Below are 23,217 nucleotides of genomic sequence, written 5' to 3'. Positions count from 1 at the left end.
ATTTACGGTAAACGGACTTATTCTGATTCTTGAGCTTCGCGGAGCTGATCGACGACAGTTTGGTAAGCGCCAGTAATGGCTTCGGTTAGATCACCATTTTCGCCGCCTACAAAATTAAGCAAGACCACAGACATTGCTGCCGCGAGAATTGCGTATTCGATAGCGGCCGCGCCGCGCTGCTTTTTCTTGTTAAACATGTTGTTATTTCCTAGATGAAAGCAGCCTCAGCTGAGGCTGCTGTAGTCATTAATAAAGGTGTTTTGAGTGCCTATTTGGCAACGAGTCGGTATAGGTAGCGGCCGTCGTAACTTTGAGTGCCAACTTGGCTTTCATCCATGGTTGTCATATTCAATCCGAGGACTCGACCGTAAGGAGCGGGGTCGTTGGTGATATAGGAACTATGGTTGGAATAACCTCCACCAGTCACTTCGTTAAATTTAAAGACATCGGAATTGATAGGTAGCAACCCGTATAGCTCTGCTTTCGATGGGTAGCGCCAACTCGCCTTGCCACATACTGTTTGTGTATTTCGTGTTGAAATTAACGGCGTTACCTCTACGTACTTCTTGAAACGGCTAGTGTCTCCGTTGGTAAACAGTTGCCAAACAAGGTTACTGTCAGTGTCTTGTACGCAAATGGCATTTTGGCGATCGGCCACGACGTTCCCTTGCATATCTAGGTACTGGTATGTGGTCGCTTTTTCTCTGACAAGACGTCCTAAGATGACAGCATCTTCAGTACCGTCGATTTTCGAACTACGTACATCTTGGTAGCTGCGTTCAGAGCTGTAGTTTGTTACGTATTGCTTAGTGTCCTTTGCTTGATTCGACCAGTAGTAAAAGGTCACGCCACCGTAATAGCTAGACTTGTCATACTCCGGATCCAACCCTCGGTGATGAGGGAATGCGTCTGTATCGATCGTTATGGTCGAGTTTGAACTAGAAATAGCTTTGGTCTGTAGTGATAACAGCTGAGACAGCCCTGGTACCTTCCAATCATTGAAGCCACATAAGTTAGCGTTGTTAGTATTCTCTAGCAGACCATTACTGCCTAAGACACTTGCTACTCCTGATGCTGAAGCGTCATAAGCGAGATCGTCAGCACCATTTGGTCGGCCGTCTTTAAGCAGTGTCCACACGCGGCGTTTGCCCGCTATTTGGGTGTCTTCAACACAGCGCCAACCTTGTTGGTAGGTGGTGCTTTTCGGTAGGTAGTTACCTAGCTCATCCAATTTAGCGAAGCGGCTGCTTATGGTTGCGTCTGCTTGCGAGACACTATAGCCATTGTCCTTTGCCAGCTTTAGTCCGTCTTTTGCCAACACTTTTGATTGCACTAGATTGTGGGCTTGGGCTGTGGTGTTCATCTCACTGATAAACTTCTGGAACAGAGCGGCAAGAGTGTCAAACTCTGAGCCCATCAATTGTGTCGAGGTATTCAGCTCGTTTACGAACGTATTAACCAAGCCATATTGGTGTTCCAAATCTGAAATCGCGTTGTACAGGTCTAAACTTGCTTGGTGAATATCCTTAGCCAGTGACGCAGAGCTTAGTGCGTTGGTTGAGCTGGATAGAGTTACGGATTTTTGCTGCATGAACGCCAATTTTTGAGCAAATTCAGAACCAGAGGCTAATGCGCTCAGTGCAACGGTGTTTTGCTCTAATTTAGCGACTTGTTCCTTATACGCTTTGACTTTGTTAATGAATTCAAGGCTCTCAGCATCAGTTCGGCTTTGAGCAACAGAGGCCTGAAATTCAAGAGCTTTCAGCTTTAGCTTCGTATTCTTAAGATCATCTGCCCATGGTTGGGTCAAAGCCTGCAGTTCTACTACTTTAGCTTGAGCTTCGGTTTCTAATGCAGCGTAACTTTTACTGTTAGATTGATTGGCGGTTAACCAGGTTTCTAGATAAAGCTCTGTAGCGTTAATCTTCGTATCTTGTGTACTTAGAAAGGCGGTTATTTCAGTCGTCGCGCTATCTACACCTGTGAGTAACTCTGCACCTGATGGCAATTGCCATTTAGCGTATGCGTATTTAGAGTAATATTGCTCAACAGATTCTTGGCCTTTGTTGATAGTGACAGCGGCGCCATTTTTATCCGCTAATACATTCACTGACTTATTCGATACCAAGTAACCACTTCTTAGATTTGATGGCAGTGTTGCAGGATCTCTCTGCGACAACGTGATTACTTCACTGGTGTCTGGAAGTGTCCAACCCGCAATACCACAATCATCCAGCTGTGTGACTTTATCGAATACAGTATCTATTTCTGAAGAGAATCGTTCCGCCCAAAACGTCGGTTCCCCTTGCCCTTTATCATCGTATTCAGCAATACAATTGAGCGAGTACGTATTCCATGAGCCACCATAACCAAAGTCAGCAGCTTGTGAGCGGGTTTTCATTGGTACGAATTTTAATGCCGTGAAGCGACTACCCGCCGTTGTAGCCCAAAGGGTGTCACTAATTGAGTTTGATACACCTTGTTTCGCATTCTCTTTTAGTCGAACACCGACATTGGCTTTGTCGTACGCTTCTGGGCCAACAAATTGAGGGATCGAAACAACAGGTTGCCAGGTCAGACCCTTGTCGTTGGTGAACTCATAGTGTTCGGCTTCATCAAAGCGAACAGATTGCCCATCAACGTTGGCCGTTAAGTAGTCCCACTCAAAACCATTGGTCTTGATTGGGTTTGAGCCGGTGAAAGTGTTGGTAATTTCAGGCGATGTTGGTGCTGGAATCTCAAATACTTTGGTGAAGGCTTGTGTTGTTAATGCTGACTCACCGTGAGGCATACCATTGTTAGGGTTTGCACTTACTCGTAATTGCACTTCACCGATACTCTTGTCGACATTACCAATCACAACAGGCTTCGCGGTGACTTTTGTCCAAGTTGAACCGGAGTCGAGTGTGACTTCGAAGTGCTCGGGCTGAGTGAAATCGCCGAAGCATGTCCAATCGAGTGTGTTGTCGATGTCGTTAACCACCAGATCCGTCGGGGCGCTTGGTGCTGACGGACGTACAGTAAACGCGACATCGTTGGTCAATTCTGAGCTGCTAGGGCGACCGGTAATTGGGTCTCGCTTAACGCGCACTTGAATCGAGCCAATAGCGTAGGCTTGGTCGCTTAACTGGTATGGTTTTTGGGTCACCACAACCCAACCTGCGTTGAGTACATTGATCTCGTAATCCGTTGCTTCTGAAAAGCCAGTTACGAATGTCCAATCAAATGTATCTAACCCATCATGGGTGGTTGGTGATGTCGGTGCGGCAGGCATACTAGGAGTCACAGAGTAGCTCTTGTCTGAACATAGCGCTTCGCCAGGATCATGCAGAGGATCCGATTCTGCTTTCACTCGTACACAGACTTGTCCCTTGGTAAGCATCTCATCGGGGATGGCTTGTGGGTTGCTAGTCACAGGAGTAAAAGTAATGCCTCTATCCAGTGAGTATTCGTAGGAATCACTCCCCGTGAACCCTTCAACGTTCGTCCATGCGAATGTGTTTTCTGCATCGTCAACAATCGGTGAGGTGGGTGCTACAGGCTGATTTTCTGAGCGAGTGAATGCCGAGCTGATAATCAGCGGAGCACCTGCAGGGCGAGCATCCAGAGAATTTGACTTAACGCGAACCGAAATCGAGTTCGCAGGAAGTGACACATTACCAACAAGGTACGGCAGTGAGGTTACGTCCTTCCAACCGCTACCTAGATTAATTTCGTAGAAAGACGGCGCATTGTATCCAGTGACCCAAAGCCAGTTGATTTGATTCGTGCTGTCGTTAGCAAATTCCAACACCGGTTTTGCTGGTTGGGGTGGTGTTACTGTCATCGGCTTCTCTGACATTGCACTTAAGCCGGTTGGGTGACCTAGAGAATTATTTTTAGCAACACGAACTTTTAAGTGTCCAAGAGGAATATCCAGATCTTGAATGTTCTGAGGCTTTTCAGTCGCCTTTGTCCAGCTTGAACCGTTGTCCAATGAATACTCATAAAGATCCAGTTCATTAAATGAATCGACCAATGCCCAATCAAATTGATTGATTGCGTTATTCACCGTAATCCAAGCTGGAGCAGCAGGCACGGTAGTTAACGTAAACGCTTTGTCTGAGATCATGGGCTTTCCGGCAGGAGTATTGCGAACGTTAGACGCAGCAACCCGAACTTGAACGGCTCCTTGCTCGAACGGTAGCTTTCCTACAACAATCGGTTTACGAATTACTGTCGTCCACGTCTTACCTGAATCCAATGAATATTCGTAATCTGTGTTTTGGTTGAAGCCACGCACAAACTGCCAATTGAAGGTGTCTGAGGCATCATTGACCTGACCGTGCTTAGGCGCTGGCGGTCTAGTGATGATGTCATTGCCATCGACGTCTTCTTGTGAAACCTTGAGTTGATCTCGGTATTCCTTACCCAGCTGTTTCAACGCATTGTCGGTTCCAGATGCGCCATGAGACAGTAAATCGGTCTTGGTTTTAAACTCTGCCAAGTCAAGCTCGGCCAGTTTGTACATTGCGCCTTTACGAGCATTGACTTGGTCGATACCAGCGTCGACAGAAGCTATTTGTGCTTCTTGAAGTACGCGAGTAACGCCGCGCGCAAACATGTGTAGTTCGCGGCTTTTGGTTGAATTCGAGGCTGAGTAATCACTAACTGCCAGTTGTGTATCGATACCTAAGTCATCGGCAACAAGCTGAGTTGCTTCATCAAAGCTGATTCCACTGGTTCTCGACACACTGGCAATGAGAGATGTCACGGGGCTGATTACGTCCGAATTGTTGTTAGGCACTTCTAACGTAAATCCAGATTCGATAGGTTGATTCGGTGAATCCATATCGATGGTGACACCTGCAACTGCTTCGACCAATATTGGGTATTGCGTGACATCATTGTCGACGTCTAGCTGAAATCTTCCTTCGGCGTCCGTAGTGGCAATCTCTCCATCAGCAGAGTCACACATGGCATTGCTGTTTTTGTCGAAACAAACCTTCGCGTTGTGTAAATAACCATCCAAAGCGATCCCCGAAACAGTCTGAGAATTTGGCTGAGTTTGTGACTGTTTAAGCTTCGGATCTGACTCTGCTCCGCCACAAGCAATGAGCATTGTGGAAACGAGTGAAACACTCATTAATTTGTATGGATTCCTGACCACCTGAACTCCAAATAATTTATAAATTACCCATAGGAAAGGCGGAGGATATTAATTTAAATGATAGTAATTATCAATATCATTTGATCTTTTATTTCGTTAAGTGATTTAATAGCAAAATAAAATACTATCAATCCAATAATAAACTAGGTGAATCGGTCGAAAAAATGCACAATAAATTTTTAATATGCAAATTGTCACTAGCTATCTCTAGTGTCTTAATGGTCGCTGGATGTGGGGGAGGTTCAGACGGGAATAGCTCAGTTGGAACGCCTGCCTCAGGCTATGCCTATCAAGGTTCATTAGTATGTGCTGATGCAGATCTGAATGGCGTATGCAGTGACCAAGAAAAACAGCTTGAAGAGGTTTCTGGGTACGCTAAACAGAGGCAATATGATGGTGCAATTTTAACCGCTTCTCCCAGCATGGAATTGGTGACACCCTTCACGACTTTGATTCATAGCGAGATGATGTTTAACCCCGGCGTAAGCAATGATGTTGAACAAGCAAAAGCATCACTTCAGAGTAAATTAGGGGATCATGTTGGCATCAATTTCAGTGTGCTTGATACTACCTATGGACCTAAAGATTTATCTGATTTGTTGCTAACTTCTTTGAAAAAAGCGCAAACGGACGGTAAACAATCTTCCTATACAAATATTGCTCACGCGTTAGATCTGATGATCGAACATAAAACTCTGGATTTATCGGCGATTGATGTTGCTGGAGCTGTGTCGAGACACCTGCAAATTGAAAATTCGTTGGTGGTAAGAGGCTCTCAGTCAGTACCAGAATTATATGCTGCTAAGTCGATTGCGTTGAATCCTGCGAACAGCCAGATAGTGTTCGTAACGGCGGACGATGTGGTTATGCAGATCGATAGTTCGTCACGCAATAAACCGGTGACAATCAATGGTGACCCAGCTTCTCAAACGGCTTCTGATTTGGTTAGCATTCGTTCATACGATGATGACGACGATGATGATGATGACGATGACCACGATGGCGATCATGGAAGTGGTACTGGCGGTGGGGAAACAACGGTAGATGCGAATGAAATCATCCAGTTAGTGCCAGCGTTAAATGGTGTTCAGGCATACAAGGTTTATAAGCCGACAGCTTACGTTTCACCGACTGCGAGTGATATTTGTAATAGCCAAGGCGCTAATGGTGTTTTCCTCACGAGTCTCAGTGGTTCGAATAACAACAATGTCGGCGGCAAAGCTTTTGCGATTGATACATACAGCAGCCGTAGTGGAGGTACGCTTCCGCCCATACCAAAACCTAACCCTGCAGTTCAGCCTAAATCGAGTGAATCGTGCATTAACGATAACTTTGCGGCACTGATCCCTCTGTTACAAAGCGGCTCGTTGTTGGCGATTAAAAATACTGGCAGCTCGATATACTCACAGCAAGAACTCAAATCGTTAAGTGCTAATAAGCTTGATATGAAAAGCTGGAGCCATGCGTTGAAAGCTTCTTCGCCGCAAGTCATGCCATCTTATGACGAAAGTGAAGCCGTGATTGTCTATAAAAACTACTTCTCAAACAGCAATTTAGCCGCAGAAATTATCGATACTTCGAACCTTTCTACTAAGATGACCATTGATAAGTTGAACCTCAAAACAGCCAATATTGTCGTGAACCAGCAGATACTGTTGGGGCTGGATAGCAATAAGGTTGAGTGGGTGTCTAATTCAATACAACAAACCGTACTTGGGGAGCTGATCGTTGATGCTGAAATTAGCAAGATAGCGACATCTCGTGATGGAAAAACCAGTGCTATTACAACCGCAAACTCTCTTTATATCGTAGATAACCAGACGAGAACCTTATTGGCCAAAGAGTCGTTGAGTAGCAATGGCATCAAATCTTTATATGTGTTGTCTGAGAAGGTAATCGCTTTAACGTCTTCAGGCGCTGACTATTATCAGTTCCGCAATATCAGCGGCCCAGCCCTCAAGGTTGGTAGCCAATTGGTGACAAAAGAACTCCTCAAAAAGTGGGAAGACAGCGGTAACTCTAGCTGGAGCTCAACGAATTTGGGTTACATTCTTTCTCAAACGGGCACGGAAAGTGAAATCTCCGATCAATTTAAAAACGTAAACCTGTCATTCTTGCCGACGAACGCAACGACCTCTAGTGGTATCTCTGGAGTCCATGTGAGCGGTTTAGATCGTGGAGAGTGGTTAACTTTCTATAAAGGTCTTTAACGGCTAATTGCCTTAACGAAGGGAGAGCTTCTCCCTTCTCATTCCTCCTTTTTCATTTCACTATTCGCTCTAGATATAGCTACTCATTTCTCCGAATTATACCTCCTCGTTGTATACATTTTTGCTCCGTATGAACATGAGAAAAACAAAAGTTAATCGTTTGTTAATCACCATAAAACCGGAGTATGATACTGGATTACTATTTAGGATTTGGCTGCTATGAGAGCATCACCCGCGAGCTGGAAAACGCCGCAAAACTTTTTATTACTGATTTCGATTGTTGTACCTATCGCGTTTTCGAGCTGGATGGCTCTGCTTAATAATTTCGTGATTGAGAAAGCGAACTTTGACGGTGCCGATATAGGCTTGCTGCAAAGTGTTCGTGAGATACCCGGCTTCTTAGCATTTACTGTGGTGTTTGTTTTAGCCTTCATACGTGAGCAACGCTTCATGTTGATATCGCTAGCGATGCTGACCGTTGGCACGGCGATTACCGGTTTATTCCCTTCACTGACAGGCCTTTTGCTTACCACTATTTTGATGTCGACGGGTTTCCACTATTTTGAAACGTTGAAGCAATCTTTGTCACTGCAATGGCTAAGCAAAGAAGAAGCGCCAGAGATGCTAGGCAAAATGATCTCGGTGGGTGCGCTTGCGTCTCTACTCACTTATGGCTCTATTTGGGTGATGCTAGAACAGCTAAAACTCGATTTCGCTTGGGTATATGGCATTACCGGAGGCATCGGTTTCATTTTAGTATTGGTGATGACCTTTGGCTTCCCTGAGTTTCAAACCAAAACCCAACAGAATAAGAAGTTAGTGCTAAGGAAGCGTTACTGGCTCTACTACGCACTGACGTTTATGAGTGGTGCGAGAAGGCAGATCTTCACTGTGTTTGCGGGCTTCTTGATGGTGGAGAAATTCGGTTACTCTGCTGCCGATGTCACGTTACTGTTCTTAGTGAATTACCTGTTTAATTTCTTGTTCGCGAAACGTATTGGACGATTCATCGGTGTGGTTGGTGAGCGCAAAGCACTGATCTTCGAGTATGTTGGTTTGATCGGTGTGTTTGTTGGTTATGGCTTGGTGCAAAGCGCTGAGTGGGCGGCTGCGCTCTACGTGGTCGATCATCTGTTCTTTGCTCTGGCGTTAGCGATTAAAACCTACTTCCAAAAAATTGCAGACCCAGCAGACATGGCATCAACCGCAGGTGTCTCTTTCACCATCAACCATATCGCGGCGGTTGTTATCCCAGTCGCGTTTGGTGTGATTTGGTTATCGTCTCCTGCAACGGTTTTCTATATTGGTGCGGCGATGGCGGCGGTTTCTTTGGCGTTGTCTTTAAACATTCCAAAGAAGCCTGAAGAGGGCAATGAAGTACGAGTGTTTAGCTGGCGTTAAATAGGTATAACCCTGACGAGATCAAAATAAAAAGCTCCAATAGCGATATTGGAGCTTTTTTGTATGTGCTAGCCAAAAGTGTAACGTTCTAAGCTGCTTGCTCTTCTAACGAACCAGAGAAGCGCTTCTTATAGGCTCGCAGCATGCTTAGGCTGAATATCGCAGTGACGGTTTCTGCAAATAAGATGCTCGCCCAAATCCCTTGTTCTGGGAACAGCTTTGGCAAAATGATGATGCCCAATGCGACGAATACAAAGCCTCGTCCAAGAGATATCAGTGTTGCTTGCTTAGGTTTAGCCGTTGCCTGAAACAGGTTGGCGATCACCAAGTTGACTCCCATCAGTGGTACTGCAAAGAAGAAGAAGGTCAACGCTGTTGCTGATAGCCCAATCAAGTCAGTTGAGGCACCCAAATAAAAGGCAGCGATTTTCGGTGCAAACAGATACACCAAAATCATAAAGACTAAGGCACTGCCGACTGCGCTTTTTAGCCCAAGACGGAAGATTTCATCGACACGTTTAGGCTGGCTTGCACCATGATTAAAGCTGATGATTGGCTGGCAAGCTTGTGCGATTCCGACCATCACAAACAGGGCAAATACACCTACATTTGCTGTTAAGCCGTAAGCAATAATGTGGTTCTCACCGAATTGATGAAGTAACACATAGTTGAACAACAAGATGGTCATTGCCGCCGTCACTTCGATGAAGAAGGTCGGGGTGCCGATTTTCAGGATACTTGGTACTTTATTGAGACCAATCCCTTTTAAGCTCAACTCTAAGGTGCCTTGTTTACGTACGAAGTGGCTCAATAAAATGCAAGCAATCACGACTTGTGAGATGGCCGTGCCGTAGGCAGCCCCTTTCATGCCCCAACCAAAATCCAAGACGAAGAAGTAGTCCAAGACTAGGTTAACCACAGCGCCGATCGACATCGCATACGTCGCCAGTTTCGGGTTGGTATCGTTACGCACAAAGCACGACATGACCCATGCCAATGAATACAACACAAAGAATGGCAACATGACGGATAGGTAATCGTGAGCGAGTTCAGCCATGTAACCGGTCGCGCCCATCAACACCACCATTTCATCCAACCAAAACAAAGCGGCAGTGACTGTTATTGTGCTAAACAGAGCGGTAACCAGCATGGATTGGCTAAACAGAGTTTGTCCTGAAGACACATTACCTTTGCCGACTTCAATCGACATAAGTGCAGCACCACCAATACCTACCATCATCGCGATTGCGGTGAATATAGAGAAAGCAGGGATGGTTAACGCGATTGCACCGAGCCCGTCTGGGCCAACACCGTGCCCTACGAACCAAGCGTCTCCCATGATGAAAAGAGACTTGATCACCATGCCGGTTAGCGCAGGCCAAAGGTATTGATAAAAGGATTTAGATATTGGATCGGTTTTTAGGTTGATGGCCATTTGAGCAAGCTCCCAACAAATTGGATGTAACCAAAGTGGTATAATAAAGAGGGAGCATTATCGGAACTTAACTGGATTCTAAAAAGGGATTATCTGCGTGTTATGTTGCACTATCTGCACATCGAGTTCGAAACTCTGCGGGGGATTCGTTCATCTGACCGCGATAAAAACGGCTGAAATAGGCAGGATCTTCGAAGCCCAGTTCAAAAGCGATGGTTTTGATGGTCTTAGTAGAAAAGATCAATTCTCGATTCGCTTCTAAGATGATTCGGTCGTGAATTAATTGAGTCACGGTTTTGCCTTTGTCAGCCTTGACGATTTCATTGATGCGTTTGTTGGTTATCGACAGCGCTTGCGCATAAAAATCGCAATGTTTGTGGGTGGTGTAGTGTTGCTCAATCAAATCGACAACCTTGTTTACTCGGCTGTCACGCACTTCGCCTTTCAACGAGGACTGGGTTGCGAAGCGCAATATATAGCGTAAAAAGCTATTAACGAGAGACTCCACTAAATCCCAGTCGCTGTTCTCTCGCTCGCACTCTTCTTTGATCATCGTGAAAATAGGCAGCAGGTAGCGGTTGCCTTCTTCGTTGCAGTCCAAATAGGGCGGGCGACTTTGATGCATGGCAAAAACGGTATCGACCAGCTGTGTGTTGCGATGATTGGTTTTGACAAAGCCCGGGGTAAATACCAGTAAGCGAGCATTTTCCCCCACCAGTTCAGAGCGGTGAACCTGGCCCGGAGCAATGGTAAAGATACGTCCGACTTTGTTGTCGTAGTCGACGAAATCAATACTCTGACTACCGAGATCATCCACGCACCATACCAACTCCCAATACTCATGTCTGTGTGGTTCTAAGAACGTGTCATCACTGTTAGATAGCTCCGCAGCGCGACAGGGCTGACCTTTGATTAGACGAACGTGTTTAATGGGAGTTCTCATGACATTCCTTTGTTGGAGTGAGTGCTGTGTAGATAACGATAACAGTCGCTGCTCGGCAGATCCTAATGTAGTCGATAGTGACTTTTAAGTCATTCGCTTGGTGTGATTAGCTATGAGTGACGAAACAAACTAGAGCATGTGCAGAGGGAGTGAGAGGGAAGTTTAAGTATGCGTAACAGATTAAAACCCTAGAAGCTCATTGCAAGCTTCTAGGGTGAATAAACACAGAGCTTAGTTGCTGCTCGCTGTTTTGAGCGAAGAGCGCAGCTTGAAGATGCCCTTAGGTGCCTTGGTTAGCAAGATGCCGCAAAGCAGAGGGATCATCATAACCAGTGACTGTTCAGAGAGGACTTCACCATTGATGTAGCAAGAGATCAGCAGCGCCACCACTGGGAAGATTAGAAAACAGATAGATGCTTGGAACGGCGTCGAAACCTGACCTAGTTTAAAGTAAGCCACAATGCCGCCAACACTCGCTACAAAACCTAGGTACACGACCGCTGAGATTGAATCCCACGTGAAAGATTCAACATTCACGTTTTCGCCTGTTGCTGAAACCGCAAACAAGAATAGAGAAGCAATTAAGCTAGGAACGGCGTTGTAGGTCAGTACTTCGATGCCTTTACAGTGCTTTTGTACCAACACGTACATCACCGCGTGAATCGCAACCGCAAGGCCTAAGCAAACCGTGCCGATAACGTAATCGTCGCCACCCATCTGCATTTCGTTACCAAGGATTAAACACAGGCTCACAACAGCAGTAATCAGACCGAATATCTGATGTTTTGCCAAGCGCAGACCAAGGAATAAACCCGACATTAGCATCACAGCAACTGGCATGTTGGCAAAGATGATCGAAGCCAAACCAGAAGAGATGTATTGCTCACCATAGATCATCAAGGTGAACGGAATAGCAAAATACATCAGTGCCACAATCAGCAGCCATTGACGTTTACCTTTAGGAAAAAGCAGAGGTTGGTTAAACACTTTCGCCAATACCGCAAGCAACGGTGCAGCCAGTAAAAAGCGCAATGCAGTGGCAAAAATAGGTGGGATAGAATGCAATGCCACTTCCATAGCGAACCAAGTGGTTCCCCAAATTAAGCAAACAGAGACAAAAAGCAAGATAGTTAGCGACTTCGAATTCATGGTGACTACTCATTAATAATTATTTTAAATCATAGGCTTGTAGCGCCTTAATGACGTGGCACAGTATAAGTAGGTCACCGGAGAAAAATTTTGTCTTTTTGTCTCTAATTGACATGAAATGGAGAAATTAAATCTCTAATATAATAATTTGGTGTAAATATATTTCACAAAAATAGATTAAGTTAAATGCATTATTCTTTGTAAGGTCTAATTTTGACGAGTGGATGTATGATTCCGCAACGTAAGATAATTGACAGATTTGCTCGACTTCGGAGTCTGGTGGCAGTGGTATTTAGGGAACGTCTGTAAAAAACGCTACTGACAACAAACTTATAGCATAGAGTGTTGAAGGTTTATTTGGTTCACGTTCATACTGAACATAGGTCGACATAGCATGGAAATGAGGTAGGGCATTTGAAAAATACAATCGACTTAAATCTGTATCGATTTTTGGATCTGCTTTATGAGCAACAGTCTCAGGCGAAGGTGTGCCATATCTTAGATATTAGCCGAGCGACGTTTAATCGTCATTTGGCCGATTGCCGAGATCTGTTTGCTAATGAATTATTCATCGCGACCAAAGGTGTTTACGCTCCGACCTTGTTCACCACTCAACTAATGCTGATGGTGAAAGAGCCTTTAGAAAAGCTAGAGCAAGCGCAGCAAATATCGCAGTCGTTTATTGGTACCGATTCGAACATTGAATATGTTTTTCATGCCGCCAACCCGTTGAGCACATTGTTTACCGTCCCCTTATTGAAAGGGTTAACAAGTGAAGAATCAAAGCCAAAAATATCGATGATGGACTGGTCGTTAGATGGGGTTGAGTTTCCGAAGGCGGGCACCTTGGCGATTGGTGTGTCGGGCTACCCAAATGAACTTAATGATCGCATTGTAGAGCGTAAAGTGGGGTCGTTGGAGCTGTTTGCTTATGTGGCCGATACACACCCTCTAGCCAAAAACGAAGCCATCGACCTCAACCAGTTAGAAAGCTTTGATACGGTGCGTGTTTCTATGGGGTCATTGGATGCGAATTCCTATTATGAACGCCTTAAAAAACGCACAGGCTTGGTGTTGCAACAAAAGCTGACAGTTGCATCGGTGTCCTCTGCGTTGGAATGTGTTCAAGTAAGTCAGTATGTGTACGTTGGCTTTGATATGGATTTGGCTTCTATCCCAAGTGTGCTCAGTAAACGGCCTGTTTTATTCAACGGCGAAGCGGTGACTTTTGATGTTGGTATCCAGTATCACCGTGCTTGTTATCAGCACCCGATAGTCAAACGCATTGAGCAGATCTTAAGTGAGAGCCTAGAAAGCTATTGATCATATAGATGATGACAACAATAAAAAACGCGCCGATGAAGGCGCGTTTTAGTTATTAGCTGCAGTTGTCGATTGAACCTACGGAGTGTTACAGCTCAACTTCTTCAATGTCGCTTGGCTTCCATGTTTGGTCATACCAAGCTTCTTGAGGGCCGTAGAGTCTTAGAATCGTGAACCAGCCTTTGCCTGGAACCGTTTCTATCCAGTTTGCCTCTTTGCCTTTTGGTGCGGTTGGGCCAAAGTACAGATCAACCGAACCATCTTTATTTTCAATAAAATCATCACGCTGGTTGTTCTTACTTGGCAACGGTTGGCTGGTTTGTAGCTCTGAACGTGTTTGCGTGTCGTAAGCCACAATAGACCAGAAGTTCTTAGCAGGAACGTTCGCTGGAATATTCAACTTATAGTGCTTGCCACCATCGAAGTATTCACCGTCTTTCGCTTGATCAAGCAGCGCGTATTGAGAGCCCTTTTCGATAAGCTTCAACGCCATCGCGGGTGTATTTACTGTCGCTACATAGAAGAAGTAAGAACGTGCATCTAGGTTGCGTCCACCTTCACCTTTGTCGACTAACCATTGGTAATCTTTGCCGATAAACGCCGTTTTCCATAGACGGTCTTCATAGATGTAAGCTTTCTTGTCTCTTGGCTGGAAGTACAGGGATCTAGCTGTTGCATTACCAATCGCGACACCATCTTTCATCAGCTTTTTCATGCGTTCATCGGGCGCAAAAGGTTTGTTCTTTTGAATGCCAATGCTCGACATTAAACCACGAAGCTCAGGGTCGATGAATGAAATCGGCTCTTTATCTAGCACGGTTTTAATCTCTGTGTAGAAGTGCTCGTCATTTGCATGAATGGTATTGAACGATTTTCCACTCCCCGAGATGAACTCCATTTCCGGTTGATCATCTTTCTTCGCTAGTGGGTAGATCTTCAGCTTCTCTTTATAGGCTTTGACTGCAGCATCGGTTTTTCCATCTTTCAGGAACCCGCGCGCAATAAACCAGTTGGTGTAGCTGGTGGATTGTGAAACAAAGTAGCCTTCAGGTACTTCGCTTTCGTAGCCCGGAGGAAGAATCAGGTACTTACCACCTTTGCCTTTATCTGGTCCCACGATGCCTAGGTCGGTAACAAAACGGAAAAACGCATCGTTCACCGTCGTTGGTCCCATCCCTTCGGGTACTTCAATGACGGTTGGGCCATCTTTCTCAAGGTCGAGGAAAACCGAAGCATAAACCGTGTCGGTGTTACCGGTTAGAAATAGCGGATTCGAATCCATCAAGTTATCAAACACCACCACTTGGTTTGATGAAGTTGAACCAATCTCAGCGTGACCAACGCGCAGTGCTTCAACCGAAGCCATTGGAATCGCATTGAGGAACACCTCTGTTGAGCGAAGGGTATCTAGGTTGTCATACAGCTTTTGTGCGGTTTTAGCCGTTGGTGCACCATCTTTAAAGTTCAGCTCACCAATGCTGGTTTGCACCGTATCCGGTGTCATAATGCTTGGTGGAATATCGGTATTGTAGTTTTCCGTAGCCAGTACTTGGTGTGAGATAAAGAGACTGCTCGCCAACACAAGTGCTTTCAGCTTCGACTTAATCATGATGTCACCTTTCAGTTTCGTTTCGATGTACTTACTTTATGCTAGTCGAAAAAACATATCTGATACGTGGCAGGCTCAAAATTGAGCTTCAAAGCGAGGAGCAAAGTGAAAGGGTACGAAGACGATCGCAGAACAGCGTGGATACACTGCAATAAATAGTTTTGTAGATAAAACAAAGCCCGCACTTGGCGGGCTTGTCAGCAACTATTGAAATCTTTTTACTGCGTAACGGGTTTGACCGTTTTGGTTTGTCTTACTGCAAGAATCAGCTGAGGCAACAGCGACATCACGATCATACCCGTCATCAGTGAGTATTGAACCGCAGTGAAGGATTCGCCCATCAACACCATACCTGTCACGATACCTGCAACTGGGTTAGCGATGCCACCAAAGGTGAAATCAACCACAGACATACGTTGCAGCAACCACACATACATGCCGTAACCAAGTGCCGTGTTTAGCCCAATAACCCAAACCAAACCCATTGCATTACGAGTGTCGAAATGAGTCACTGCGTTAACATAAGGCTGTGGGTCGATGAAGGCATGAACGCCAGAAGCTACAGACAAAATAGTACCGCCCAGAATGAGCTGCCATGTGAGTACCTTCCACCAATGCATGCGATTACCCAGTGATTTGGTAATGCTGCTGCCGATAACGATACACATGATTGCGGCGAACATGGCGCCTAAACCGATAGGGTTCAATGCGATTTGACTTGGGTTGAATAGAACCCAAGCTAGGGTGATCAAGCCAATACCAGACAGGGCTTGAATCAAGTGTGGGCGTTGCTTTTTCACTATCCAGTGGAAGATCATCGCGAACACAGGTACAGAGATCATACCCACGCCCGAAATCGCTGAAGGCAGCGTTAGTGCCATTACGAAGATCAAACCAAAGAAGGTCGCGATGTTGATAAGGCCTAGAGTGAAAATGATTTGCCACTCGCCTTTTTTCGGCAGTGTTGGTTTTACCGCTAGCAATAACAAACCAGCAGGTAATGCACGCAAAGCTCCTAATAATAATGGTGGCCACTCCTGTAGCGTAAATTGCGTTACTGCATAAGTTGTTCCCCAAAAGAATGCGGGGATCATTGCTAATAATATGTTCATCTAAAATATCTTTACGTTAAGATAACTATTGTGTGAACTGTATACTGAGAACTAGTGGTTGTAAAGTATCTTTATGTTAAACTAGTTTAAAGTAATCAGACTAATAACGGAGCTAGATTGCAAATGGATGCCATCGACCGCGTTGTAGAGCAATGGGCAAAGGAAAAGCCCGAATTAGAAACTGAGCCTATGGCAATGATGGGCCGGATTATGCGTATTGCCAAGTATATGGAGACGCAAGTTGCCGACCTGCATAAAAAGTACGACATGAAGTTGGGCGAGTTTGATGTATTGGCAACCTTGCGACGCTCTGGCAAGCCATACCGACTAACGCCCTCTGAGCTTATTGGATCAATGATGCTGACATCAGGTGCGATGACCAATCGTCTTGATAAGCTGGAAGCCAAAGGGCTAATAAGTCGCGAGCACAGTAAAGAAGACCGACGCAGCGTTAGCGTTAAATTGACCAAAGATGGTTTAGTTCTGATTGATGAGATGATGACTGAGCATGTCGAAACGCAGAAAAAACTGGTTAAGTCTTTATCGGCTAGCCAGAAGAAAAATACCAATCAACTTTTAAAAGCTTGGTTGAGTGCTTACGAGTAGGTTCGCTTATCTCTTTTTAGATTCATTAAAAAACCGAAGCATAAGGCTTCGGTTTTTCTTTTTTAAGTTATCCCTATTTCTGGACTAAGCTTGCAGCATTTCGTCGCTAAACAGTTCTGCGCAACCAATTCCGTTGATGGCGCAGCTTTCATCGATGTCTGATATGTCACCGCTGACGCCAATGGCGCCGAGTACCGTTTTATCCTTGTCTCGAATCAGTAAGCCCCCTGGTACTGGCACCATGTTTCCGTGTGCGAGTACGTTCACGGCGGAGATAAATGCAGGCCTGTTATCAGCATCTTGGGCTAGTTTTCTTGAGGAACACCCTAGTGCGAGTGCGCCCCAGGCTTTAGCAATCGCGATGTCTGGTCGCATCATGCTAGAGCCATCTTGACGTTGCAGAGAAATCAACTTGCCACCGCTGTCTAACACAGCAACAGTGAGTGGCTCTGTGTGAATCTTTTTGCCTGCTTTAAAGGTGCCATCTATGATGGTTAATGCTTGTTGTAGAGTCAAACTTCCCATGTTATCTCCTAATTTTCAGGGGCTTGGCTAATTCAAACAGACCTTAATCAGTGTTTAATGATCTGTTTGAATTGCCGCAAGACGCCTAGCTGGATTCTTGCAAAAGCCCATAGCTGGGTAAAGTTAGGAAGGCGGCGAACTCTTCGGCTGTAGAAAGTTGATAGAAAAGATCGGCCGTCTCTTCAAATCGACCTGCTGCATAGCGCGAGTCACCGACTTCGTGTTTTATTGTGTCTAGCTCTTGGTAAAGCCAAGAGTGGAACAGTTGTTTGGTAAAGGTTTGCCCGTCATTCAGCGTGACGCCATGATGGATCCACTGCCAAATGTTGGCTCTTGAGATCTCCGCGGTGGCGGCATCTTCCATTAGTCCGTAGATAGGTACACAGCCGTAGCCTTGGATCCAAGCTTCGATGTAATACAGCGCAATACGGATATTCTTGCGCACGCCGGCTTCGTCGCGGCTGCCTTCACATGGTTTAAGTAAGGTGTCGGCATTGATGGTGTGCTCAGGGCTTTGGAAATCCACCTGATTTACTTTGCCATCAAGGTGCTTGTCGAAGATCGACATCGCTAAATCAACCAGTGCAGGGTGCGCGACCCATGTGCCATCGTGACCGTTTTGCGATTCTCTTTGTTTGTCTTCAATAACCTTGGCGGTAACACGTTCCATCTCTTGTGGATCTTTTGTTGGAATGAAGGCTGACATGCCCCCCATCGCCAGTGCCCCACGAGCGTGACAAGTGCGAACCAGCAGCTGGCTGTAAGCGTTCAGAAATTCTTGATCCATGCCGATCCCATGGCGGTCTGGCAAGATACGATCTTTATGATTTTTCAGTGTTTTGATGTAGCTGAAGATGTAATCCCAACGACCGCAGTTCATCGCAACGATGTGATCACGCATGGCGTACAAGATCTCTTCCATTTGGAAGACGGCCGGCAGTGTTTCAATCAATACGGTCGCACGGATGGTGCCTTTTGCTACGTTGAAATAGTTCTCGGAGAAACTGAAAATGTCGTCCCACCACTGTGCTTCTTCCATGCTCTCTAGCTTGGGAATGTAGTAGTAAACGCCTAAGCCTTGCTGCGCACGTGATTGATAGTTGTGGAAAAAGTACAGCGCAAAGTCCATCAAACAACCAGCGATAGGTTGATTGTTGAATTGAATCGATTGTTCAGGTAGATGGATTCCACGAGGGCGAGCAATTAATAACGCAGGCTCGCTGTTTAGCTGGTAGTTCTTTTGTTTCTTCTCATCAAAATAGCTGATGGTGCCTAAATTGGCATCTCTTAGGTTGATTTGCCCTTCGACCATGTTGGCCCAAGTTGGGGAAGACGCATCCTCAAAGCAGCACATGAAGACTTTCGCACCTGAGTTTAATGCGTTGATCACCATCTTTCTCTCGATAGGACCTGTGATCTCTACGCGACGATCTAGTAGCTCTGGTGGCGGTGTTGCGACTTTCCAGTCTTTATTCTGACGAATAGAGACAGTGTCCTTTCTAAAATTAGGTAGCTCACCGTCATCATATTGCGCTTGTTTTATGTCGCGATCATTTAGCAGGGCATGACGGCGATCTCCAAACTTGTTAACGATAGCTTCTAAGAACTTCAATGCATCTTTAGACAAGATCTCTTTGTACTCGGGGTTGTCTATATTCCCAAGTACCTGCATACACAGTGTTTCTTCTCTTTCTTTCACGTCATTCATCATTGTTTGTCTCCTTTACACAATGCGATGTTATTTTGTATACAAAATGCTCTTTTTAGCGATATTTATATTGTAGAAATTGTAAACAAGCAAATGATATTTAACATTTATTTATCATTTGATCTTTTTGTAATTTATTTTCATGTAAAGATATTTTATGTAAAGCAATGAATTGTAAGCTTTTCAGGCTTAATTGTTGTTCAATAGGATAGGTTGATGTAACAAAATTGTTTCAAATTGGGCTTGATAAATGCTGAGGATGATTCATAGTACACAAAAGTTAGTTTAATTGTATACAATCTGAACTGGAGGTTCGAATGGCAATTATGAAAGCGATTGAAGCAGCGGTAGAAGTGCTTAAACGTGAAGGAGTAGACATCGCATTTGGTGTTCCCGGCGCAGCAATTAACCCTATGTATGCAGCTATGAAAAAGCTCGGAGGAATCGACCACGTCTTAGCTCGACATGTAGAGGGTGCTTCACATATGGCTGAAGGTTACACACGTACTAATCAGGATAATATTGGTGTGTGTATTGGTACTTCTGGCCCGGCAGGAACGGACATGATCACGGGTCTTTATTCTGCATCCGCTGATTCGATCCCTATCCTATGTATCACTGGTCAGGCTCCGCGTGCTCGCCTTCATAAAGAAGACTTTCAAGCGGTCGACATCGAATCGATTGCCAAACCAGTCACTAAGTGGGCAACCACGGTACTGGAACCTGCTCAAGTGCCACGCGCATTTCAAAAAGCCTTTCATTTGATGCGTTCTGGACGTCCTGGCCCTGTTCTGATCGACCTGCCTTTAGATGTGCAGCTGGCTGAGATTGAGTTCGATATTGATACCTATGAGCCGCTTGAACCATACAAACCACAAGCAACCCGCGCGCAGGTTGAGAAAGCATTAACCATGATGTCTCAATCGGAAAAACCTCTGATTGTATCCGGTGGTGGTGTGATCAACGCAGGCGCATCTGAGCTGTTGCAGCAGTTTGCTGAAATCACAGGCGTACCTGTGATTCCAACCTTAATGGGCTGGGGCTCTATCCCAGATGACCACGAGCTAATGGCAGGCATGGTGGGGCTACAAACCTCTCATCGTTACGGTAATGAAACCATGCTTAATTCTGATTTCGTGTTTGGTGTGGGTAACCGCTGGGCTAACCGTCATACGGGCTCTGTCGATGTTTACACCGAAGGTCGTAAGTTTGTTCATGTCGATATTGAACCGACTCAAATAGGTCGCGTGTTCTGTCCTGACTTAGGCATTGTTTCAGATGCAAAATCAGCACTTGAGCTCATGGTTGAAGTGGCTCAAGAGTGGCGTGATGCTGGCAAATTACCAAATCGAAATGCTTGGGCAAGTGAGTGTCAGGAACGCAAATCGACCATGCTACGCAAAACCAATTTCGATGAAGCGCCAATGAAACCGATGCGAGTTTATGAAGAGATGAACAAGGCATTTGGTCGTGATACTTGCTACGTGAGTACCATTGGCTTGTCGCAAATTGCTGCCGCTCAGTTCCTGCATGTTTATAAGCCTCGTAACTGGATCAACTGTGGTCAGGCTGGCCCACTAGGTTGGACAACACCAGCCGCACTGGGTGTTCGAGCGGCCGATCCAAGTCGCGATATTGTCGCTATCTCTGGTGACTACGACTTCCAGTTCATGATTGAAGAGCTGGCGGTAGGTGCGCAGTTCAATTTGCCATATATCCATGTACTCGTGAATAACTCCTACCTAGGCTTGATTCGCCAAGCGCAGCGTCAGTTTGATATCGATTACTGTGTGCAACTGGCATTTGATAACCAGAATGCGCCAGAGCTTGAGGGTTACGGTGTTGACCATGTAGCGGTAGTTGAAGGCCTTGGTTGTAAGGCGATTCGAGTTCGCGAACCAGACCAAATTGCAGCAGCGTTTGAGCAAGCCAAAGAGCTAATGAACAAGCACAAAGTACCTGTGGTTGTTGAGCTGATTTTGGAGCGCGTTACCAATATTTCTATGGGCGTAGAGATCAACGCCATCAATGAATTTGAACCGCTTGCCGAAAGCCGCGGCGATGCGCCAACCGCGCTAGCGTACAAGTAATCACGAAGTAATGTGTATCCGTAGAGTGAGATTGAGCTCTACAGAAAGCCTCCAATAGAGCAAGGCTTCACCAAACCACATTAGCTTCAACAAACAAAGAGTAAGGACAGAGTCATGGCAAAATTTGCAGCAAACTTGTCAATGTTATTCACGGAAGTTGATTTTATGGATCGCTTTGAAGCCGCCGCAGAAGCGGGCTTTCAAGGTGTTGAATACCTTTTCCCATATGCCTTTGATGCGGATGAGATTAAACAAAAGCTTGATGCTAGTAATCTAGAGCAAGTGCTATTTAATTTGCCGGCAGGGGATTGGGACGCTGGCGATCGTGGTATTGCAGTTGACCCAGCACGCGTTGAAGAGTTTCAAGCGGGCGTACCTAAAGCGATAGCCTATGCCAAGAAACTTGGTTGTAAACAGGTGAACTGCTTAGCGGGTATTGTCCCACAAGGTGTCACTCAGCAAGACGCTCAGGCGACCTTTGTGATTAACCTTCACTACGCCGCAAACTCTCTGGCTGCCGAAGGCATTAGCCTAGTGATTGAAGCGATTAACACGCGCGATATTCCGGGCTTTTTCCTGAACACCACGGAGCAAGCGAAAACCATCATTAAAGAGGTGGCGAGCGATAACCTCTCTATCCAATACGATATCTATCACATGCAGATTATGGAAGGCGATCTTACGCCGACCATGCAGCAGAACATTGGTCAAATCGCTCACGTGCAGCTGGCTGATAACCCAGGTCGACACGAGCCGGGTACTGGAGAAATCAATTATCCATTCGTACTTAACTACCTTGATGAGCTTGGCTATCAAGGTTGGGTTGGCTGCGAATACAAACCGAAAACGACAACGACAGAAGGCCTTGGTTGGCTACACCAGTACCGTTAATTGCGTCTGGTAACCCTCAAACGTTAAGGAGAACAACATGTCTAAAATTGCATTTATCGGAACTGGCATCATGGGTAAACCTATGGCGAGTAACCTTCAAAAAGCGGGTCATGATTTGATTCTGTCGGATCACTTCAACGCTGTTCCCGCCGAGCTGGTTGCAGCAGGCGCAACGGTTTGTCATTCCCCAGCCGAAGCCGCAGAGCAAGCGGATGTCATCATTCTTATGGTGCCAAACACGCCTCAAGTAGAGGAGGTACTGTTTGGTGATAACGGTGTCGAGCAAGGCCTAACTGCAGGTGGTGCAATGGGCAAGCTGGTTATCGATATGAGTTCAATCTCGCCAATCGCGACCAAAGCCATTGCAGCACGTATTAATGAAGGCGGTGCTTCATACTTAGATGCTCCAGTTTCTGGTGGTGAAGTGGGCGCGATCAATGCCGCGCTAACCATCATGGTGGGCGGTGAGCAAGATGCTTTTGATAAAGCACGCCCACTGTTTGAAATCATGGGTAAGAACATCACGCTGGTAGGTGATAACGGTGCAGGCCAAACGTGTAAAGTGGCTAACCAGATCATCGTTGCACTGAACATTGAAGCGGTCTCTGAAGCACTGGTGTTTGCATCAAAAGCCGGTGCTGACCCTGCGCGAGTTCGTCAGGCGCTATTAGGCGGCTTTGCTAACTCTAAGATCCTTGAAGTGCATGGTGAGCGAATGGTTGAAGGCACCTTTGACCCGGGTTTTAGAATTTCGCTTCATCAGAAAGATCTGAACCTAGCACTAACGGGCGCACAAGAATTAGGTGTCGCACTACCGAATACGGCTAACGCTCAAGAGTTGTTTGGCGAGTGCGCCGAAATGGGCGGCGAAGGCTGGGACCACTCAGCACTTATTCAAGCGATTGAGAAACGTTCTGACCACTCGATTCGCTAACCTCTTTTCAATGATGAATACGGGCTAGCATCGCATGTAATGTCGAATCGTGAATCTACTTTGCGCCTCGACAGCACCTCAATGAGTTAGCCAACAGTTTCAAACAGTTTGTTTATAAATCGCGTAGTTTCG

At 45.8% G+C, this 23,217-nt stretch carries 16 protein-coding genes; 7 read left to right on the top strand and 9 right to left on the bottom strand.

The features are described from left to right. Nucleotides 1-17: 17 nt before the first annotated feature. Together ITG10_RS17830 and ITG10_RS17825 are read right to left on the bottom strand one after the other, a co-directional pair. Nucleotides 18-197 carry a Flp family type IVb pilin gene (locus ITG10_RS17830; protein ID WP_017631077.1) on the bottom strand — a complete coding sequence of 60 codons (180 nt, stop codon included), beginning with the start codon at nt 195-197 and terminating at the stop codon, nt 18-20. Nucleotides 198-268: 71 nt separating this feature from the next. Then, on the bottom strand, nt 269-5,125 hold the full coding sequence (locus tag ITG10_RS17825; RefSeq protein ID WP_026084270.1) for a DUF1566 domain-containing protein: 4,857 nt from the start codon (nt 5,123-5,125) through the stop codon (nt 269-271). A gap of 242 nt (nt 5,126-5,367) precedes the next feature. Here ITG10_RS17825 and ITG10_RS17820 point away from each other — a divergent pair, with 242 nt between their 5' ends. Next, nucleotides 5,368-7,359 carry a hypothetical protein gene (locus ITG10_RS17820; RefSeq protein ID WP_017631075.1) on the top strand — a complete coding sequence of 664 codons (1,992 nt, stop codon included), beginning with the start codon at nt 5,368-5,370 and terminating at the stop codon, nt 7,357-7,359. Nucleotides 7,360-7,578: 219 nt separating this feature from the next. Further along, nucleotides 7,579-8,760: an MFS transporter gene (locus tag ITG10_RS17815; RefSeq protein ID WP_017631074.1), complete on the top strand. Its 1,182-nt coding sequence runs from the start codon at nt 7,579-7,581 to the stop codon at nt 8,758-8,760. Nucleotides 8,761-8,848: 88 nt separating this feature from the next. On the opposite strand, the gene ITG10_RS17810 is transcribed toward ITG10_RS17815, so the two are convergent. The 3 genes from ITG10_RS17810 to ITG10_RS17800 form a co-directional block, all read right to left on the bottom strand. Continuing rightward, nucleotides 8,849-10,195 carry an MATE family efflux transporter gene (locus ITG10_RS17810; RefSeq protein WP_017631073.1) on the bottom strand — a complete coding sequence of 449 codons (1,347 nt, stop codon included), beginning with the start codon at nt 10,193-10,195 and terminating at the stop codon, nt 8,849-8,851. A 100-nt stretch (nt 10,196-10,295) separates the two neighbouring features. Then, a complete protein-coding gene (locus ITG10_RS17805) occupies nt 10,296-11,138 on the bottom strand; it encodes a helix-turn-helix domain-containing protein (RefSeq protein ID WP_017631072.1) in 843 nt (280 codons plus the stop codon). Nucleotides 11,139-11,369: 231 nt separating this feature from the next. Continuing rightward, the gene (locus ITG10_RS17800; RefSeq protein ID WP_017631071.1) at nt 11,370-12,287 is read right to left on the bottom strand and encodes a DMT family transporter; all 918 of its coding nucleotides are present in this window, start codon (nt 12,285-12,287) and stop codon (nt 11,370-11,372) included. Between the two features lie 414 nt (nt 12,288-12,701). On the opposite strand from ITG10_RS17800, the gene ITG10_RS17795 reads away from it, so the two are divergent. Further along, a complete protein-coding gene (locus ITG10_RS17795) occupies nt 12,702-13,610 on the top strand; it encodes a LysR family transcriptional regulator (RefSeq protein WP_017631070.1) in 909 nt (302 codons plus the stop codon). 88 nt (nt 13,611-13,698) lie between these two features. Here the strand turns inward: ITG10_RS17795 and ITG10_RS17790 are convergent, their stop codons facing one another. Both ITG10_RS17790 and ITG10_RS17785 read right to left on the bottom strand, forming a co-directional pair. Continuing rightward, the gene (locus ITG10_RS17790; protein WP_017631069.1) at nt 13,699-15,219 is read right to left on the bottom strand and encodes a DUF1254 domain-containing protein; all 1,521 of its coding nucleotides are present in this window, start codon (nt 15,217-15,219) and stop codon (nt 13,699-13,701) included. Nucleotides 15,220-15,437: 218 nt separating this feature from the next. Next, the gene (locus ITG10_RS17785) at nt 15,438-16,331 is read right to left on the bottom strand and encodes a DMT family transporter (protein ID WP_017631068.1); all 894 of its coding nucleotides are present in this window, start codon (nt 16,329-16,331) and stop codon (nt 15,438-15,440) included. A 123-nt stretch (nt 16,332-16,454) separates the two neighbouring features. On the opposite strand from ITG10_RS17785, the gene ITG10_RS17780 reads away from it, so the two are divergent. Beyond that, nucleotides 16,455-16,937 carry a MarR family transcriptional regulator gene (locus ITG10_RS17780; RefSeq protein WP_017631067.1) on the top strand — a complete coding sequence of 161 codons (483 nt, stop codon included), beginning with the start codon at nt 16,455-16,457 and terminating at the stop codon, nt 16,935-16,937. An 84-nt stretch (nt 16,938-17,021) separates the two neighbouring features. On the opposite strand, the gene ITG10_RS17775 is transcribed toward ITG10_RS17780, so the two are convergent. Both ITG10_RS17775 and aceB read right to left on the bottom strand, forming a co-directional pair. Next, entirely contained in the window at nt 17,022-17,462 is a 441-nt protein-coding gene (locus ITG10_RS17775) for a heme-binding protein (RefSeq protein WP_017631066.1), read from the bottom strand. A gap of 85 nt (nt 17,463-17,547) precedes the next feature. Further along, a complete protein-coding gene (gene aceB / locus ITG10_RS17770; protein WP_017631065.1) occupies nt 17,548-19,173 on the bottom strand; it encodes a malate synthase A in 1,626 nt (541 codons plus the stop codon). Nucleotides 19,174-19,487: 314 nt separating this feature from the next. Here aceB and gcl point away from each other — a divergent pair, with 314 nt between their 5' ends. The 3 genes from gcl to ITG10_RS17755 all read left to right on the top strand — a co-directional run bounded on the left by gcl (nt 19,488) and on the right by ITG10_RS17755 (nt 23,085). Then, on the top strand, nt 19,488-21,260 hold the full coding sequence (gcl, locus tag ITG10_RS17765; protein WP_017633014.1) for a glyoxylate carboligase: 1,773 nt from the start codon (nt 19,488-19,490) through the stop codon (nt 21,258-21,260). Between the two features lie 114 nt (nt 21,261-21,374). Further along, nucleotides 21,375-22,151, top strand: coding sequence for a hydroxypyruvate isomerase (gene hyi, locus ITG10_RS17760; protein WP_017633013.1), 777 nt, complete (start codon nt 21,375-21,377; stop codon nt 22,149-22,151). A 37-nt stretch (nt 22,152-22,188) separates the two neighbouring features. Next, nucleotides 22,189-23,085, top strand: coding sequence for a 2-hydroxy-3-oxopropionate reductase (locus ITG10_RS17755; RefSeq protein WP_017633012.1), 897 nt, complete (start codon nt 22,189-22,191; stop codon nt 23,083-23,085). Nucleotides 23,086-23,217: the final 132 nt, after the last annotated feature.

It is taken from the genome of Vibrio sp. ED004, assembly GCF_023206395.1.
GTDB lineage: Bacteria > Pseudomonadota > Gammaproteobacteria > Enterobacterales > Vibrionaceae > Vibrio.
The sequence above is the reverse complement of the archived record's forward strand: the minus strand, read 5'-3'. Positions and strand labels throughout refer to the sequence as shown.